Annotated in this window: 18 protein-coding genes and 1 tRNA gene; 6 read left to right on the top strand and 13 right to left on the bottom strand. The window is 32.7% G+C overall.

What is annotated here, in order from left to right; translation table 11 throughout:
- Positions 1-29 precede the first annotated feature (29 nt).
- On the bottom strand, positions 30-698 hold the full coding sequence (locus LS72_RS03570) for a response regulator transcription factor (protein WP_034554705.1): 669 nt from the start codon (positions 696-698) through the stop codon (positions 30-32).
- Positions 699-899: 201 nt separating this feature from the next.
- Here LS72_RS03570 and gltX point away from each other — a divergent pair, with 201 nt between their 5' ends.
- From gltX to LS72_RS03555, 3 genes are read left to right on the top strand one after another with little or no spacing between them, the layout of a single operon-like run.
- On the top strand, positions 900-2,219 hold the full coding sequence (gltX, locus tag LS72_RS03565) for a glutamate--tRNA ligase (RefSeq protein WP_034554706.1): 1,320 nt from the start codon (positions 900-902) through the stop codon (positions 2,217-2,219).
- A gap of 1 nt (position 2,220) precedes the next feature.
- A complete protein-coding gene (locus LS72_RS03560; RefSeq protein ID WP_034554707.1) occupies positions 2,221-2,514 on the top strand; it encodes a YggT family protein in 294 nt (97 codons plus the stop codon).
- Positions 2,515-2,524: 10 nt separating this feature from the next.
- A complete protein-coding gene (locus LS72_RS03555; RefSeq protein ID WP_034554708.1) occupies positions 2,525-4,138 on the top strand; it encodes a lytic transglycosylase domain-containing protein in 1,614 nt (537 codons plus the stop codon).
- Here the strand turns inward: LS72_RS03555 and LS72_RS03550 are convergent.
- The 11 genes from LS72_RS03550 to LS72_RS03500 form a co-directional block, all read right to left on the bottom strand.
- On the bottom strand, positions 4,135-4,710 hold the full coding sequence (locus LS72_RS03550) for a ComF family protein (protein WP_034554709.1): 576 nt from the start codon (positions 4,708-4,710) through the stop codon (positions 4,135-4,137). The genes LS72_RS03555 and LS72_RS03550 overlap by 4 nt on opposite strands.
- Entirely contained in the window at positions 4,710-5,279 is a 570-nt protein-coding gene (tmk, locus tag LS72_RS03545) for a dTMP kinase (protein WP_034554710.1), read from the bottom strand. Before tmk ends, LS72_RS03550 begins: the two co-directional genes overlap by 1 nt.
- On the bottom strand, positions 5,264-5,761 hold the full coding sequence (coaD, locus tag LS72_RS03540; protein ID WP_034554711.1) for a pantetheine-phosphate adenylyltransferase: 498 nt from the start codon (positions 5,759-5,761) through the stop codon (positions 5,264-5,266). Before coaD ends, tmk begins: the two co-directional genes overlap by 16 nt.
- Positions 5,762-6,772, bottom strand: a complete 1,011-nt coding sequence (pyrC, locus tag LS72_RS03535) for a dihydroorotase (RefSeq protein ID WP_034554712.1) — start codon at positions 6,770-6,772, stop codon at positions 5,762-5,764. It abuts the gene before it with no gap.
- 2 nt (positions 6,773-6,774) lie between these two features.
- On the bottom strand, positions 6,775-8,145 hold the full coding sequence (locus LS72_RS03530; protein ID WP_138155032.1) for a phosphomannomutase/phosphoglucomutase: 1,371 nt from the start codon (positions 8,143-8,145) through the stop codon (positions 6,775-6,777).
- Positions 8,142-9,374: an aminofutalosine deaminase family hydrolase gene (gene mqnF / locus LS72_RS03525; protein ID WP_034552521.1), complete on the bottom strand. Its 1,233-nt coding sequence runs from the start codon at positions 9,372-9,374 to the stop codon at positions 8,142-8,144. The genes LS72_RS03530 and mqnF overlap by 4 nt, the downstream gene beginning before the upstream one ends.
- Positions 9,374-10,219, bottom strand: a complete 846-nt coding sequence (locus LS72_RS03520) for a mechanosensitive ion channel family protein (RefSeq protein ID WP_034552523.1) — start codon at positions 10,217-10,219, stop codon at positions 9,374-9,376. The genes mqnF and LS72_RS03520 overlap by 1 nt, the downstream gene beginning before the upstream one ends.
- 10 nt (positions 10,220-10,229) lie before the next feature.
- The gene (locus tag LS72_RS03515; RefSeq protein WP_034552525.1) at positions 10,230-11,468 is read right to left on the bottom strand and encodes an amidohydrolase family protein; all 1,239 of its coding nucleotides are present in this window, start codon (positions 11,466-11,468) and stop codon (positions 10,230-10,232) included.
- Positions 11,469-11,979: 511 nt separating this feature from the next.
- Positions 11,980-12,126 (bottom strand): hypothetical protein, encoded by a 147-nt coding sequence (locus tag LS72_RS11345; RefSeq protein ID WP_238700686.1) that lies wholly within the window; start codon positions 12,124-12,126, stop codon positions 11,980-11,982.
- A gap of 156 nt (positions 12,127-12,282) precedes the next feature.
- Positions 12,283-12,359 (bottom strand) — tRNA-Arg (locus tag LS72_RS03505).
- Between the two features lie 50 nt (positions 12,360-12,409).
- Positions 12,410-12,697 carry an HU family DNA-binding protein gene (locus LS72_RS03500; protein ID WP_034552528.1) on the bottom strand — a complete coding sequence of 96 codons (288 nt, stop codon included), beginning with the start codon at positions 12,695-12,697 and terminating at the stop codon, positions 12,410-12,412.
- Positions 12,698-12,866: 169 nt separating this feature from the next.
- On the opposite strand from LS72_RS03500, the gene gap reads away from it, so the two are divergent.
- The 3 genes from gap to LS72_RS03485 all read left to right on the top strand — a co-directional run bounded on the left by gap (position 12,867) and on the right by LS72_RS03485 (position 16,811).
- Positions 12,867-13,865, top strand: coding sequence for a type I glyceraldehyde-3-phosphate dehydrogenase (gap, locus tag LS72_RS03495; protein WP_034552529.1), 999 nt, complete (start codon positions 12,867-12,869; stop codon positions 13,863-13,865).
- Between the two features lie 687 nt (positions 13,866-14,552).
- Entirely contained in the window at positions 14,553-15,554 is a 1,002-nt protein-coding gene (gene pta / locus LS72_RS03490) for a phosphate acetyltransferase (protein WP_034552531.1), read from the top strand.
- Positions 15,555-15,608: 54 nt separating this feature from the next.
- Entirely contained in the window at positions 15,609-16,811 is a 1,203-nt protein-coding gene (locus tag LS72_RS03485; RefSeq protein ID WP_034552534.1) for an acetate/propionate family kinase, read from the top strand.
- Positions 16,812-17,706: 895 nt separating this feature from the next.
- On the opposite strand, the gene LS72_RS03480 is transcribed toward LS72_RS03485, so the two are convergent.
- Positions 17,707-18,492: a tRNA 2-thiocytidine biosynthesis TtcA family protein gene (locus tag LS72_RS03480; protein ID WP_238700684.1), complete on the bottom strand. Its 786-nt coding sequence runs from the start codon at positions 18,490-18,492 to the stop codon at positions 17,707-17,709.
- Positions 18,493-18,557 lie beyond the last annotated feature (65 nt).

Below are 18,557 nucleotides of genomic sequence, written 5' to 3'. Positions count from 1 at the left end.
AGGCATGAATCTAGAAGTTGCTTGCATTTTCACTCACAGAATTTATACCCAATCCCCCAAACAGATTGGATATATTTTGGGGCTTTAGCATCATCCCCTAGTTTTAATCGTAAGTTTCTAATATGGGTATCAATACTCCGCAAAGAAGAATTACTATCAATGCTTGAAATAGCTTGTGCTAAAGATTCTCTAGAATAAGGCTTCCCCTTATGTGTAAGCAAAAGACTTAAAATTTCAAATTCTGCTGGAGTTAAATCTAACAAATAACCTTGCAAACTCACTTTATGCTTAATTATATCTAACTCTAAATCCTTATAAATAATCACAGCATTTGTAGAATAACGTTTTAAAAGTGCATTGATTCGCACAATCAATTCTAAAGGTTCATAAGACTTTGCCAAATAATCATCAGCTCCACATTCAAAGCCTAAAACCTTACTGCTAATATCCCCTCTAGCAGAGGACATAATAATAGGCAAATCATTAATTTTGCGTATTTTTTTACAAAGCTCTAAACCATCCATTTGGGGCAGCATAATATCTAACACCGCTAAATGAAATTTCTCTTTATTCTCTAGCATCTCTAAAGCTTTATTAGGATTATCTGTAGCGACTACTTCCATACCACTTTGCTTAAGATATTCTATAAGCAATCTTTGCATTTCCAAATCATCTTCTACTAATAAGATTCTATACATTACTTCCCTCTATAAATTCTTTATAAGACCTATTTAAGTTTATCGTTAGAATTTTAACATTACATTTTAAAAAAATAAATACCTCCTTTAAAAGAATCCATAAAATCTAATTTTCCCAAAACTAAAATAATTTGTAATTTTCTTTATGGTAGAATCCCCAAGATATTAAAGAAATATAAAGCTTATACTAAAAGGTATTCTATGCTTCGATTTGCACCAAGCCCAACGGGTGATATGCATATAGGGAATTTACGCGTAGCCATTTTTAATTATATCTTAGCACAACAAAAAAATGAAAAGCTGCTTTTAAGGATTGAAGATACAGATACAGCAAGAAATATCAAAGATAAAGATAAAGATATTATGTTCTTGCTTACCCTCTTTAGGGTTAAATGGGACAACCTTATCTATCAAAGTCATAACTTAGAGCATCATCGGCGATTAGCAGAATATTTAATCGCTCAAAATAAAGCTTTTTATTGTTATTGCACTAAAGATTTTTTAGAACAAAAACGGCAGGAAGCTAAAGCTAAACACCAAGCTTTTCGCTATGATGATAGCTGGGCTACACTGCATAAAGCAAGCAACAACAATCCTGTTGTCCGACTAAAAAGCCCTAAGAAATCCCTACATTTTCAAGATATTATTAAAGGACATATAGAATTTGCAGGGGATGAGATTGATAGCTTTGTTATCTTAAAAGAAGATTTAACCCCAACTTATAATTTCGCTTGTGCTGCAGATGATATGCTCTATGATATAGATTATATTATACGAGGGGAAGATCATGTAAGTAATACGCCTAAACAAATATTAATCCATCAATACCTTAATTACTCTAAGCATATATCCTTTGCACATTTACCTATTTTGCTAAACAATGAAGGCAAAAAAATGAGCAAACGCGATAATGCTTCAAGTGTGCGATGGCTACTTGATGAGGGATTCTTACCCCAAGCTATTGCTAATTACTTAATTTTAATAGGAAATAAGACTCCCCAAGAAGTCTTTACGCTAAAAGAAGCCATTGCTTGGTTTGATATTTCCAAAATAGCTAAAGCTCCCGCAAGATTTGATTTAGACAAATTAAAGTTTTTAAATCGTGAGCATTTTAAACTTAGTAATGAACAAGATTTAGCCCTACTTTTAGGCTATAAAGACTTAAGCATTGGGGCTTTAGCAAAGCTTTATTTACAAGAATCTAGCACGCTTAATGAATTGCGTCAAAAAATTGATAAAATCTTTATGAAAAAATCACTTCTTTTAAAAACAGAAAATCCAGAATTTAAAGAAGAGATTCTTGTTTTACAAAATATCCTTTTAGCAATGCTAGAAACTAGTAATCAGCAACAAATTTCTTATGAGGATTTTAAAAAGGAAGCTATGCGACTATCTAATCTTAAAGGCAAAGCATTTTTTAAACCTCTAAGGTTTTTATTAACCGGTTGTAGCAATGGACCAGAACTTAGTGATTTATTCCCTATTTTAAGATTTTTTTTACAAGATATTTTAAGGAGATAAGATGATTTTAGGAACTTTTATTGAAGCAGTTGCACAAATTTTAAGTATGATAATAAATATTTATGTTTGGATTGTTATTATTGCTGCTCTTGTTTCTTGGGTGAGACCCGATCCTTATAACCCCATAGTGCAAATTCTTTATAAACTCACAGAACCGCTTTATGTAAAAATTCGCTCTCTTATCCCCACTATTATTGGAGGGATAGATTTAACTCCACTTATTGTAATTTTAGTCTTACAATTTATTAATTTATTTTTTATCAAATTACTTTTTAGCCTCGCAAGAAGCCTCTAAAGGAATAATAATGAAAAAGCTCTTTATCCTTTGCCCTTTCTTTTTTATCTTTACTTATGCTAACACCATTACTTTAGATTATCTCAAACAACAACCCAATGGAATCTCTCGTGATTTTTATATTTGGCTTTATTTACAACAAAATATTACCCCCCAAGAAGCTTTTGAAGCCTATGAACTTGCTAATAGAAAAAACCAACAACTCTTTGGACTTTATTACAAAAAAGGGGACAATAAAGCACTCTCTTATAAAACGCGTTGTGAACAAATGAATCTACAAACACTCCTTAAACAAGATTCCCAATGCATCGCTAATGCACTTACACTCAAAAAAGCAGAATCTCTTGATAAACAAAGCTTACTAAACTTAGCAAAAAAACTCTCCACTACACATTCTACCCTCTCTAAAAACCTAGAGATTCTTGCTTCTAGCAATGCTTTTAATCGTCTAATACAAACTAATGCTAATAACTTTGCAGATTTTTACCTCAATGTTAGCCCAAACTACCGCACTAAACTCAATCAACCCCTACCTACAAATATCTTAAAAGATTATCTCAAATCCCAAAACCCACTCTTTCAAAAGGTTTTAAGACAGGCTATTTTAAATCCCAATATGCAGAAATTTAATAAATCCTTAACTTCTATCAACCCTCAAGAAATTCTACCCTATATTGATGCTGAAGCTGCTTTTTATTTGGGATTAAATGCTGCAAAATACAATAAAAATCAAGAAGCTTTAACACTTTTTAATCATTCTGCACAAAGGGCAAAATATCCTTTTTATAAAAATCGCGGAATTTTTTGGGCTTATCTTATTAGCCAAGATACGCAATATTTAGACACTCTAGCACAATCTAAAACTTTAGATATTTATTCCCTTGCAAGCTTAGAGCTTACCAATGCTAAAGCTCAATTTACAATTGTTCGTGATATAGACACAAACAATACTTTTGCACAATGGAATACACAAAACCCTTTTGAATGGCAAAGAATTAGAGATTCTTATAAAACTTCGCAAGATAAGGCTAAGCTTTTAGAAAAAGTCAATTATGCCGATACAAAAGCACATTATATTTGGCTAAATAAACAACAAGAGACAGAATATTTCTTAATGCCTTATAGAGAAGTTTTTTCTGCCTTCTCTCCAGATCAACAAGCTCTTTTATACGCATTGGGGAGACAAGAGAGCCTATTTATCCCCACAGCTATCTCAACTTCTTATGCATTAGGGCTTATGCAACTTATGCCCTTTAATGTAACAGCCATTGCTAAAGAATTAGGAGAGAGTGATAAGGTTAGCTATCTTGATATGTTTAATCCTGCTATTAATGTGCCCTATGCGGAATATTTCACGCGTCCTTTGGTGCGTGAATTTAAACATCCCCTCTTTGTCTCTTATGCCTATAATGGGGGACCAGGATTTACGCGTAGGCTTTTAGAGAAAAACTATCTTTTTAAGAAAAATAATCCCCTTGATCCTTGGTATAGTATGGAAATGATTCCCTATGAAGAGACAAGAACTTATGGTAAAAAAGTCTTAGCTAATTATGTAATTTACCAACAAGGTTTTGGTAATGATATAAAATTGCTAGATTTGTTAGAAAAAACCCTCATCTATTAAGTGCTAGCATCACTTAAAACAAATGCCATTAGCACCCTACCTCCAGCCTCCTCTATGCTTCTTTTTGCCTCTTGAAGTGTCAATCCTGTTGTAATAATATCATCAACTAAAATAATCTCCTTGCCCCTAAGATTCCTGTATAAAACAAAATCTCTTGGATTATCTTGACGAAATTTTAAATCTCTCCCTGCATAAGAGACTTCATTGCTTGCAATAAGGGTATGAAAAAGGGGTTTTATCCCTATCTTTTTTAAATGTTTTAAAAAAATCGCATTATGCGCATATCCCTTCAAACCTATTTTATCATCAACACCCACTCCATAAGTATTAAAAGGAACTTTTAAAGAATCTTGCAAATAAGCAACTGCCCTATGGGATAAAACCTCATAAATTCTATGCCCTATGAGATGATATTTTGCTTGTAGTAAATACTGCATATGCAAATATTCATAAAAACTATAAACCCTAAAGTTAAAAGGAAGCTGACGCATTTTTGGAGAGATATTAATTCTATCACGACAAATAGAACAAAGAAAGCTAAAACACCATTTGCCACAGAGCAAACACCGCATTATTCCTCGATAAAAGTGATAATTTTTTGCGTAATTTCCTCTCTTGGTAAAGAGCCATCTAAAATCAAAGCTTGCAAAGATAAATCCTGAATAACACATTTAAATCTTTTTTGAGATTCTAAGAGCTGCTTTAATCCTCTTAACTCTATCTTATCATTCTTTTTATGGCTTAAACGTTTTTTTAATTCCTCTTCTTGTAATTCTAAAAAAACAACTTTATTGGGTAAAATCCCCTGTGTAGCAAAAAGGTTAAAGGTTTTTAAAACCCTCAAATCAAAGTCTTTAGCATAAGCCATACCAGAAATAAGGCTTCTATCAGAGATAACAAGCTTATGAAGATTAGGCTTTATAACCTTAGCAATAAGTTCGGCTCTATCGGCTAAGAAAAGTAACATCTCCACCCTACTATCTAAAAAAATAGAATCTTCTAATAAAATCTCTCTAAGTTTTTCCCCAATCTCTGTTGCTCCTGGTTCAAAGGTAAAAACTGCTTCTTTAAAAATATTTTTTAAAGCCTGTATTTGTGTGCTTTTACCACTTGTATCAATCCCCTCTAAGGCAACATACATTGATCTTCCTTAATAAAATCTCTAACAGATTTTGGAACCAAATGAGAAATATCTCCATTATGCAATAAAATAGATCGAACAACCGTAGAGCTAATAAAGGCATTTTGTAAAGAGGGCATTAGATAAATAGTTTCTAAAGTTTCATTTAAAGAGGCATTGGCATAGCCCATTTGTAACTCATATTCAAAATCACTTACCGCCCTAAGACCTCTTATGAGAATATTTGCCTCCTGATCCCTAGCAAAATCTGCCACAAGATTATTAAAGCTTAATACCTCCACCTTACAACCAACCTCTACGCCCTCTAAAGCAAGATTGACCATAGCAAAACGTTTCTCTATACTAAAAAAAGGATTCTTACTCTCTGATTTTGCCACAGCAATAATTAATCCATCAAACAATAAAGAAGCTCTCTTAATAACATCTAAATGCCCATTGGTAATTGGATCAAAAGTTCCCGGATAAATCGCAATCTTTTGCATTTACGCAACACTCCACTCTAAAGTTTCTCCAGCTAACATCGGCACTACACCATAGCACTCCTGCGGGATTATCATAGGTTTTTTACACAACCTAACATTCTTTTTACTTAAAGGTAATTGATAAATTTTACTAGCATTATAGCTTATAAAAGTTTCTAATTTCTCTAAAGCCCTATTAGATTCAAAAGTTTGCACTAAAAGAGGCAATAAAATAGGTGCGCTAAAAATACCCGCTGCACCCTTTTGCTCTTTTGCGTTTCTTAAATGAGGAGCTGAATCACTCCCAAAAGAAAATTTTGAATGTCCGCTTAGGGCTACTTGTAAAAGGGCTTCTTGATCTTTTTTAGTTTTTAAAATAGGCTTACAAAAATAATGCGGGTTTAGCATACCTCCAGCCACACTGTCTAAACTTAATAACATATGGTGCAAAGTGAGTGTAGCAAAAAGATTCTCATACTTTTCCACTAAAGCAACAGAGCGATAATCACTTAAATGTTCAAAAATAATTCTAAGTTTTGGAAAACTCTTACCTAAAACTTCAAAAACGGGATGAAACTCTACCTCTCGTTCCATAACAAACCCATTACTCTCCCCGTGAATACTTAAGACCATACCCAAGCTCTCAGCAATCCCTAAAATCTCTAAAATCTTAGAATCCAAAACCTCTTTAACACCACTCTGGCTACCTGTAGTAGCACCTTTTGGATAAAGCTTTAGAATAAAAATCCCTAATTCTTTAGCCTTTCTTAATTCTACCTCTGTAAGGGAGGGGGTAAGATAAAGGCTCATAAGGGGCATAAAATCCTCAATCCCTTGCTTCTTACAAGCTTCTAAAATTCTCTGCTTATACGCTACTGCTAAATCCACACTTACAATAGGCAATTCTAAATTTGGCATAACTAAGGCTGAAGCAAAATTTTGTGCGGTATATTTTATAATATTTTCCAACATCTCTCCATCACGTAGATGAAGATGCATATCAAAGGGCGATTTTAAAGTCAATGTCTCCATACTTATCCTTTAATTATTTCTAATAATTCTAGCAATTTTTGTTGATAAACCTCTTTGAGTGTAGGACTTTTTGCTTCAAAACGCGTTACAAGCATGGGCGTAGTATTACTAGCCCGAATTAACCCCCACCCTTCCTTAAAAATCACGCGAATACCATCAATAGTAACAATATCTATTATTTCAGGAAAGTCTTTAGGGGGATTTTTAAGTGATTCTTTAAGTTTATCCATAAGTAGAAATTTCTCCTCATCAGAAGCTGGTATTTTTATCTCATCAGTTGCATAAAGCTTAGGGAGACTAGCAAGAATCCTATCAAACTCCATCCCCTCCTCTTTTAAAAGCTCTAAAACTCTCAAAAGCGTATAAGTAGCATCATCATACCCAAAATATCTATCATTAAAAAAGATATGCCCACTTACTTCAAATGCCATATGGGCATTAGCTTCTTTTAATTTGACTTTTAAGTTACTATGCCCGGTTTTATACATAATGGCTTTGCCTATCTTATTAATGCTTTCATACATATTTAAAGAGCATTTCACTTCCCCAATAACAACAGGATTAGGAATCTTATGGGCAAATATAATGGCTAATTCATCACCTTTATAAACCCTCTCTCCCCTAACAACTGCCAACCTATCACCATCACCATCTAAAGCAAACCCAATACCTCCATTTTTAGCAATATTTTTTTTAACATCCTTCAAGTTTTCTTCTTCACTTGGGTCTGGATGATGATTAGGAAAGTTTCCATCAGGTTCAAAATAAAGCCCCTCATAAGGAATTTGTAATTTATCAAAAATCCCCTTAATCCCAATGCCCGCCACTCCATTTCCACAATCAATACAAAGCGGCATACAAAAGCCCTCTAAATGCTTAAATTCTTTTGCTAAAAATTCTACATATTTATCTAATACATTCAACTCTTTAGGTTTTGTAGCTATAAACTCTAAAGGCTTTAGAGCATTAAACTTCTCCTTTAGAGCATAAATTTCCTCTCCAAAAAAAGGCTTCTTTAAAAAAGTTGTTTTAAAGCCGTTATATTGCGGGGGATTATGCGAACCTGTAATCATCACATTACCATCTAAAACTAACCCATTAAAATCACAAAAAAGCGAAAAATACCCAACAGGGGTTGGAATCTCTCCTAATCCATAAGGGACAGCACCACTTCTAGCTACTCCACTACAAAACCAATCAAAAATTTGTTTAGAATGCACTCTAGCATCATAGCCAATACCTAGATTCTTTCCACCCTGTTTTTGTAATTCTACCCCTAATAAATAACCAATCTTAACGGCATTTTCTTCATTTAATTCTTTTTCAAAAATACCCCGAATATCATATTCCCTAAAAATACTTGATACGCTCATATTTCACTCCCTAAATCAATCTCTTCTCCTGCAATATACAAAGCCTCTGCGGTCCTTGCTTGTAACAACAAAGAAAGGGCAATTTGTTCTCTTGCTTCTACCCTAAACACTGCAAAATCTGGTTTATAACCCACTTGCAAACTCCCTACCTTCATATTACAGCTCTTCCCTGCATAATAAGTAACACCTAAAAGCAATATTTTTGCAAGCTCTTCTACATCATATTCTTTATAAGCATATAAAGCTACCCTTAATTCATCTAAAAGAGAGAGAGAATCATTAGAACTTTTACCATCGGTTGCAAAAATAGGATTTATGCCTAGCTCTTCACAAAGTTTTAAATCCAATAAGGTATTATTTAATAACCGATTAGATTTTGGGCAAGAAATTAAGAATCCCCCTAAGTTTTTAATCTTTTGTAGCTCCTCTTTTGTAGCTTGCAGACAATGCACAAGATAAGGTTGCAATCCTTTAAGGGAATCTAAAAAACTCTCAACACTATAAAAAGGCTGCATTCTCACATTAAAAAACTTTTCAAAAAAATCTTTAAAATAACCACTTTTATGCTCTAACCACTCTCTCTCCTCATAAGATTCTAAAAAATGAATACTAAGGGGTAAATGGTCTTGCTTAGCTAAGGCAAGAATATAAGAAAAAAGTTTAGAATGCACGGAATAAGGGGAATGAATAGCCAATGCAGGAAGGAATTTCTCGGAAGCAAAATCTTTTGATGCCTTTAAACGCGTTAGGGCATTTTGACATAAAACATCTACCATTTCTGCTTTAGAGCCCATAACTTCATTAAAATACAAAACCCTTAAAGGGCTATTAGCTAAAACCTCTAAATCATACCCATAGCTACTTATAGCACCAACAAATCCAACCCCACTTTGCAACAAATGTTTAATTTCTTTTTGCATAGTTTCTTGCAAATCACCACCCATAAGGGTCTCCCTATGAATAATCACACTATCTAGCCAATTCCCAAAATTCCCAAAATTTAAAATTCCCTTGTTTTGACTAAACTCTAAATGTATATGTAAGTTACAAAGGGCAGGAGTTACAACACATTCTTTATAATATTGTGTATTTTGAGGGGATTTTTTTATAAGCTTATCATACTCTCCAATTTCTAAAATCTGCTTCTTATCAAACAAGATTCCTGCATTTTTAAGTATTTCAAATTTTTCATCACATATTAAAAGAAAATCTGCACCCATTAACTTCATTATTGCCCATCTTTAAAACTAGGAAGTTGTGTAGGATTAATATTAATATCAAGTTTATTATAAGGAATTTCAATGCCCCTCTCATCAAAAGCCATCTTAACTTTTTGGGTGAGGATTATCTTAGCCCTAAAATAATCCTCACTTTTCACCCAAAAACGCACGACTAAGTCAATACTACTTGCATTAAGTGCATTGACACCAACAACAGGTTCTGGGTCATTTAATACCATCTCATCTTCTTTAAAGATACCCTCTAAAACCTGCTTTGCTTGCAATATATCACTCTTATAATCTATCCCAAAAATCAAATCCATACGTCTTGTTTGGTTAGCATTAATATTTATAACAGGAGAAGAGATAATAGAAGAATTAGGCAAAATAACCATCTGATTATCTAAAGTTGTAAGTCTTGTTTCAAAAAGATTAATAGAATCTACTTTCCCTGTAATAGAACCCACACTAATGGTATCCCCCCGACTAAAAAACCTCAAGACAACCAATAAAATACCCGCAGCTAAATTTGTCAAAGAATCTTTTAAAGATAAAGCAATAGCTAAACCAGCTGTCCCTAAAACTGCGATAATAGAAGTTGTTTTTACACCAAGATTTGTTAAAGCCGTAACAATAGTTAATAACAAAACACCCACAAAAATAACATTTTTAAAAAAGATTCCTAAAGTTTCATCTTTTGTAATTTTCTTTAAAACTTTGGCAATATATTTTGAAAGAAGCTTTGCTAAAATATAACCAAAGAGCAAAATTAAACTAGCACTCACCAAATTAGGGGCAAAGTTAATAAACCACTCCACAATTTTATCAGACATTCCTATTATTTTTGTTTCCATATTTTACTCCTTATACAGCTTTGCCATTTACAAATAGCTGCTTAACTTTACCATTAAAAATCCAATCACAAAAAGGGGAGTTGGGATTATCAATAATTTGTGTTTGCTTGGTATCAAACAATAATAAATCCGCATCATACCCTTCTTTAATTAAACCCTTATGAGAATCCATACCTAAAGCTTTAGCAGGATTAAGGGATAAAATTTTACTCATCTCTTTTAAAGTCATCCCCTCACTTTTTACAAAAAGACTATAACACATCGGTAAGAAATATTCAATCATATCCACGCCAAAAGCAGCTTCTTCAAATGCTAAATCCTTTTGTGCTAAGGACTTTTCTGATTGCAAAGCAGTAATTAAATCAATCTCTAAATTTTTCACAGCTTTAATAAGCTTTATTCTAGTGGATTCAGATTTTAAAGGGGGTTTTATCTTAGCAGCAGTGTTATAGTTATTACACAAATCCTCTGTTAATAATAAGTGATGGATAGAGGTTTGGATAAAAATACTAGAATTGCGTTTTTTAGCTTCTTGCAAAATCTCTATACTTCTATTTGTTGCGATTGTATTAAAGATTGCTCTTACTTGCATAAAGCAAACAATCTCACTTACCATTGCCACTTCTTTAGTTTCACTTAATGCAGGAATAGAAGGCAGTCCAAGTCTAGCACTAAGCCTACCATCATTCATCACCCCATTAGCGCTTAAAGAAGAATCTTCGCAATTAAAAAACATAGGGATATTCAACATTGAAGCAAACTCGCAAGCCCTACGCAACAAATTCCCATCTTCACTAGATTGAGAATAAATACCCACCGCACCCTTTTTATGTAAAATTGATAGAGGAGCTAAAGTGTATTTACCCTGTTGTAATTCTTCTCCTCTACTGCCTACAACACCTACAATGTTTGCCTTAAAATCACTCTTTAGAGCATTTAAAAGCTCTATTCCTGTCTCTGTGTTTAAAAGAGGCTTGCAATCTGGCATCAAAACTGCCAAACCAATGCCTCCAGCTGAAGCTTTAGCGGATAATTTCAAAAGATTTTCTTTTGTAAAAATAGAATCTTGAACACGAACATTTAAATCTATTGCACTTGGCATTAACACCAAACCTTGAACCTCTAAAACTTCTTCATTAGCTCGAGGTAGAATGCTCCTCTCTACCTTAATTATTTTTCCTTCTTTTATCCTAATATCACCTCTTTGCTCTCCATTAGCATCACAAACCATAGCACCTTTAATAACCATAAATCTAGCCCTACTTTAAAAATTTTTATAATTATCACAAATTTTCTACTAAAAGCTTATTAAATCAATCTTTGAGATAGTATCCAATAGTTGAAATCACCCTTAGTCTTAATATAAAGAGCATTTTATCACGATTAATTATGCCAAATTGCCCTTGAGAGGTTTTCTTAATTTTTCCTAATTAGCTTTTAGAAGCAAATTTCATAGCAGCCTCTCTTGCCTCTCTTGATAGATATTAAATTGCATTAAGCTTAGTGTAAATATATTCTAAATCATACTCTTGTATTTTAAACTATTCCCTACTTTACCAAAACTTAAAAACACCCCCCAAAGCTTTCTTGCTTAAATCTACTTCTTGGGTGAAGCAATACCTTACCTACTCCAACATAAGTTACTTTTTTATTTTGCTCATAAAGTTTCCCTAATCTATCTATAATTTATAGAGATTAAAGACTAATATCCTCTCCTTTAAAGCCCATTGTTTTAAAAAAATTCATATTTTTTTAGTATCTTAATCTAAGTTTTGATAAAGAACATTTAAATCATTATGGGTTTGGGTAAATTCAATAGGGAGTATCATTACATCTGCTTTAACCTCCCTTTGGCTAAGACCTTTAACAACTACACTGCATTCCATAGATTTAAAATCTAATACCACTTAAGAAAAATTCCAAGCAATATAAACACTACAAATAACTAAAATACTCCTATAAAAGACTAACGCTAACTTTACTCACTATTAAACCTTTAAGCAAAAGAAACTAAAAATGTAAAACAACCAAAGATTTTATCGAAAACACCATAGAATAAAACTTGGTGTCCACGATGCGATTTGAACGCATGACCTCACGATTAGGAATCGTGTGCTCTATCCAGCTGAGCTACGAGGACATCGTTATTATTATAAATGAAGATTCCCTAAAAAGGGAAAAGAAGAATTTTTATTTTTTTGCTGCTGCAACAGCGTCTTTAAGACCTTTTCCAGCTTTAAATTTTGGAACAAATTTATCTTTTGTTTTGTATTTTTTATTAGTTCCTGGAACAGTGCCTTCTTTACCTTTTTGAAGAACTGCTTCAAATTTACCAAAACCGACTAATTCAATACTCTCTTTTTTTGAAAGAGCTTTCTCAACAGAAGCTACGAAAGCACTAATAGCTTTTTCAGCATCTTTTTTAGTCTCATACTCACCGACACTCTTAACTAAATCTACAAATTCTGATTTATTCATCCGAAATAACCTCCGAAAATTAAATTTTAGGCAAGTATTCTAACATAAATTTAGGCTTTTTCAAGCATTTTTAAAGGAAAATATTCATTTATTGTCTTGTTTATTGGTTTTAAAGGATATTTTATTTACCATAATGAGTATAGAAAATCGCTTTAATAAGGGGAAATAGATGGCTTTAAGAGTAGCAGTTAATGGAACGGGAAGAATTGGTTTATGTGTTTGTAAAATTTTAGAACAAAAAGAAGATTTAGAGCTTGTTGCTATCAATACCACTATGCCTATTGATACACTTATCCATTTACTCAAATATGACTCCGTGCATAGAAATAGCGAAGTTATAAAAGCCTCTGATGATAAAATCCATATTGGCAAACAAAAAAATATCCAAATTATTAGCTCAAGAGATATTAAGGCATTAAACTTTGGGAATTATGGTGCAAAACTTGTTATAGAATGCACGGGTGCTTTTAATGAGTTTCACAAAGCTAACGCTCATCTTTATGGAGGGATACAAAGGGTTATTATCTCTGCTCCTGCAACAGATACACCTACCTTTGTGTATGGAGTAAATCATACAACCTACCAACAAGAATCCATTATTTCTAATGCAAGCTGCACGACAAATGCTCTGGCACCTATTGCAAAAGTTCTACACGAAAACTTTACTATCACAAGCGGTTTAATGACTACCATCCATAGTTACACTAATGACCAAAATCTTCTTGATTCTAAACACAAAGATCTTCGCCGTGCAAGAGCTGCGGGATTAAATATGATTCCAACCTCAACAGGTGCAGCAAAAGCCATTGGGCTTGTTATGCCAGAACTACAAGGTAAGCTTAATGGCTTTGCTATCCGTGTGCCAACTCCTGATGTTAGTATTGTAGATTTAACCTGTATTGTAGAAAAAGAAGTTACTAAAGAGCTTATTAATGAAACTTTTTTAAAAGCATCAAAAACCACAATGCAAAATCTTATCTTAGTCGATGAAGATAAACGTGTTTCTAGTGATTTTATAGGCTCTCCTTATAGTGCAATTTTGATTCCAGATTGCACAGCAGTTGTTAATAAGAATCAACTTAAAGTCGTAGCGTGGTATGATAATGAATGGGGGTATTCAATGAGACTTGTAGATATAGCAAGTTTTGTAGCAAAAAGTATCCCATAACTATTAAAATAAGTAACACTTACTAAAATTTTACAGAATATTCCTCATCTTATTCATCAAGATAACTTCAAATCTATCACTTAATTTATCTAAAATGGGAATTTCTTTAAGTGTCATTAGGAATTAGTATTGCAAAAATTAAGTAACAATTCTTTATAACAAAGAAAAAAGATGTTTTAAAAAGCATTATTTTCCAAATAATGAAAAATTTTCCTAGTTAATAGGCTTTTCTCTTATTAGGAGAAGATTTTAAGAAAGCTTAATATTCATCGACACAAATTAGGGAAACATCTATTGGGCTTACTTAGAAATATTAATGAAAATCAACTGAAGAAAGATTAGAAAACACAGATTTTGGTAATGAATTTTCTTTTAATCAACCCTATAAAACATTAATAATATAAAATATTACAACAGATTCTATCGCTTTATAAAAATTATGTAAAAAAAGTATTAGGGAATTTTTTATTACGAATTACTTAGCTTTTATGCAAAAATTTTGTTACAAATTTATACATAATCTTATACATAATAATTAACCCGAGGTTGAATCTAGCAAAAAGTTTTAAGGGAAAATTTTACACATTCCAAATAAAATCGCATGTTTTTTACTCATTGGCTAGTTATCTTTAGAATTTTTACTTTACAATATTACAACCAAATTAAATATATAAATAAGGATTTGTTATGGGCTTTCTTAACACTATCAAACAAAAGGCAAAAAGCAATCTGCAAACCATAGTCTTACCAGAAACAACGGATATAAGGACGCTAGAAGCAGCACATAAGATTTTAGAAGAAAAAATTGCTAACCTTATTTTAGTTGGCAATAAAGACACCATAAAAAACTCTGCCCCTCATTTAAAATTAGATAATGCAACTTTCATTGAGCCACAATATTGCGACGAATTAGATAGTTATGTAGAGCTTTTTGTAGAATTACGAAAACATAAAGGGCTTAGTGAAAAATCTGCAAGAGTTCTACTCTTAGAAAATCCACTTTATTTTGGAGTAGCTTTAGTTAAGACGCAAAAAGCAGATGGAATGGTTGCAGGAGCTATTAATTCTACAGCAGATGTTTTACGTGCTTCTTTACAAATTTTAGGGACAAAAAAAGATTCTAAGATTGTTTCAAGTTTCTTTTTAATGTTAGTTCCAAATCACGATTATGGAGAAGATGGTATCCTCTTATTTTCTGATTGTGCATTAGTGCAAAACCCAAATGCACAAGAGCTTGCCTGTATTGCTATTGATTCTGCAAAAAACTTCCAAACCTTTGTTGGTAAAGAACCTATTGTAGCAATGCTTTCACACTCTACCAAAGGAAGTGCTAAACACCCCGATGTTGATAAAGTCATAGAAGCTACAAAAATCGCACAATCTCTAGCACCAGAAATCGCATTAGATGGTGAATTTCAACTTGATGCTGCTATTGTCCCAAGCATTGGTAAATCAAAAGCACCTAATAGTAAAATCGCAGGAGAAGCAAATGTTTTAATATTCCCTGACTTAGATTCTGGAAATATCGGATACAAACTCACCCAAAGACTAGGTAATGCGGAAGCTTATGGACCTGTTACACAAGGTCTAGCAGCACCTGTTAATGATTTATCTCGAGGTTGTTGTAGTGATGATATTGTAGCGGTTGTTGCACTGACTGCTCTACAGGCTCAACAAAACAAAGGATAAACCTATATATTAAAAGTTACAAATTTACCGACAAACAAAAATAAAGGAGAAAAAATGGATATTTTAGTTATTAATTGTGGGAGCTCTTCCCTTAAATACCAAATTATTAATGCTGATACAGAGGCTGTTTTAGCTTCTGGAATGTGTGATAGAATAGGTATTAGTGAGGGAGAGTTTAGCTATAAACCAGCCAATGGAGAAAAACTCTCTAAAAAAGTCGATATGAAAGACCATGAGGTTGCCATTAAGATTGTTTTAGACACTTTAATTGACCCCCAAATTGGCGTTATCAATTCCTTAGATGAAATTAAAGCCGTAGGACATAGAACCGTGCATGGAGGGGAATATTTCACAAAATCAACCCTTATTAATGATGAAGTTATCACACAAATGGAAGAATGCATAGATTTAGCACCTTTGCATAATCCTGCAAACCTATCTGGGATTAGAGCCTGTCAGCACCTAATGCCAAATACTCCTATGGTAGCAGTATTTGATACCGCTTTTCATCAAACTATGCCTCCCAAAGCTTTTATGTATGGTATCCCCTCTGAATATTATGAAAAATATAAAATTCGTCGCTATGGCTTTCATGGGACAAGTCATAGCTATGTTTCTAAAAGAACCGCACAATTTCTAAATATCCCTTTAGAAAACTCTAGAATCATTACTTGTCATTTAGGCAATGGTTCTAGCATCTGTGCGATTGAAAATGGCAAAAGCATTGATACAAGTATGGGATTAACGCCACTAGAGGGACTAATTATGGGAACAAGAAGCGGAGATTTAGATCCTGCTATTGTTGATTATATTTGCCAAAAAGAAAATATAAGCACCAAAGAGATGATGAATATCCTTAATAAAAAATCCGGAGTGCTTGGTATCTCTGGACTATCTAGCGATTTTAGAGATTTATTAACAGCAGAAGAAGCGGGTAATGAAAAAGCAAAATTTGCTAGGGCGACCTTTGCTTACCGCGTTGCAAAATATATTGGTTCTTATACAGCCGCATTAACTACCGTAGATGCCATTTCCTTTTGTGCAGGAGTAGGAGAAAATGCGAAATTTATCCGTGGAATGATTATCTCCCATTTACAATTTTTAGGCATTAAGCTTGATGAGAAAGCAAACTTAGAAACCGTAGGTAAAGAAGGGATTGTATCTACTCCTGATTCTAAAGTTAAAGTTTGTGTTATCCCCACTAATGAAGAATTGATGATAGCACGGGATACAAGAGATATTGTTATGAATTTGTAATTCATAACACCTCAAACCAAACTCCCATATTTTGATAGGAAAATAAACTATCCTTATATTACTATCAATCCCTAGATTAATCTATATATTTAACACAAAAATAAAAATTCCTCTAACCACTATAATAATCCCTTTTATGCTTACATCTAAACTCTTACTGCCTAATAAATAAAAACTAAGAATCTAAATTTCAAAAAATCTTAAAAAGTATTAAAGACTTAAGCCCTAAAAACCTTAAAAACTCACAAACGAGTGTAAGATTCTAGCTTTATTAACAAAGTTCCTTGTTTACTTGCTTGTTTTTAAGCCAAACAAAACAATCTCTAATAACAAAAGCAAAGAAACCATTAACTCCTTTTTTATAGTTGTAGGATAATTCTTAAGCCTAAAAAACTTCATAACTATATTCAAATGCCTTTATCCTTACGCTTTATTACTCTTACACTCTCAATAAATAGCTCACTTTGTTTATCAAATAGGTATCTTAATTAGGACTTCTTTAGATTTACACCTAAATCCTTACCTATACATATAAATCATATACTAAAACCTAAATTTCACAAACAAAAAAGCTTTTTATAAAAAATCAATAAGGTCTAGAAATAAACCTTTATTAAATCCATAGACTTATACTTTCCTATCCTATCAAAAACAATCTTAAGTAGTAAGGGCAGGAATCTTAGAATTTATAAATAAAATCCCTCGAGTATAGATTATCAAAGTTTTTATTCTCTAAAGGTTGCTTAGCAATGAAATAAAATTCGTAACTCTTTTTATTTCTTCTTTAAAATCCATTATTATATAAACTATTTTTTTCTATCTATAAAACTAAGTTAAGAGTCTAAAAATTTTAACACGAAATTATTCCCCAAACATTTCCAATATTCAGAACCCACTAATTATCTTGTCTTTCTAAATACTTCTCATCAAAAAGACTTTTTAAATGCACATTCCCTAAAGCAACTTTCAAAGAAGTAAAAAAGTCAGGATTAAGGGATTCCATCTCTTTTAGCATTTGTTTTGTCCTCTCTCTAGCATAAGGCTTTTTATCATCACTCTGCCACATAATAGGACAATTACAATCAGGGGCGATATAAATATTATTTTTTGCGATAAAATCAATAATCTGTCTCTCTCGCAGAAAAATCAAAGGTCTTATCACATATAAGCCATTCTCTGCTTTATAAATAGGTGGCATAGAACGCAAAGCACCATTATAACTAAGATTCATCATAAAACTCTCTGCAGCATCATCTAAATGATGGGCTAAGGCTATTTTGTTAAACCCTCCCTCTATGGCTTTAGAATACAAAGCCCCTCTACGCATACGAGAGCAAAAGCTGCAATAGATAGTCCCCTCTCTTTTATTCTCCTCTAAGATTTTATAAATATCTGTTCGATAAAGCTCATAAGGGATTCCTAATTTCTCACAATATTCAAAAATATATTCATATTCACCACCCCTACCATAATCTACCGTCAAAGCTTTAAATGCAAAATCAAAAGGCGCATATTGCTTCAATCTCGCTAAAAGGGTTGCTAAAAGTATAGAATCTTTCCCCCCACTAAGCCCCAATAGGACTTTATCACCCTCTTTGATAAGATTAAATTTCGCATTAGTGCTTCCTGTAATTTTCAGGATTTTTTTACTAATTTCAATATTTTCTTTGATTTTATCCATTACTTTCTCACTTAAAACACTCTCATCCTACAATTCCTCTTTAAGGCAAAGCTTAATTTCACAAC

Source organism: Helicobacter apodemus, from assembly GCF_000765745.2.
GTDB classification, from domain to species: Bacteria; Campylobacterota; Campylobacteria; order Campylobacterales; family Helicobacteraceae; genus Helicobacter_D; species Helicobacter_D apodemus.
Note: the sequence above shows the minus strand (reverse complement) of the source record. Positions and strands in the feature narration are given on the sequence as shown.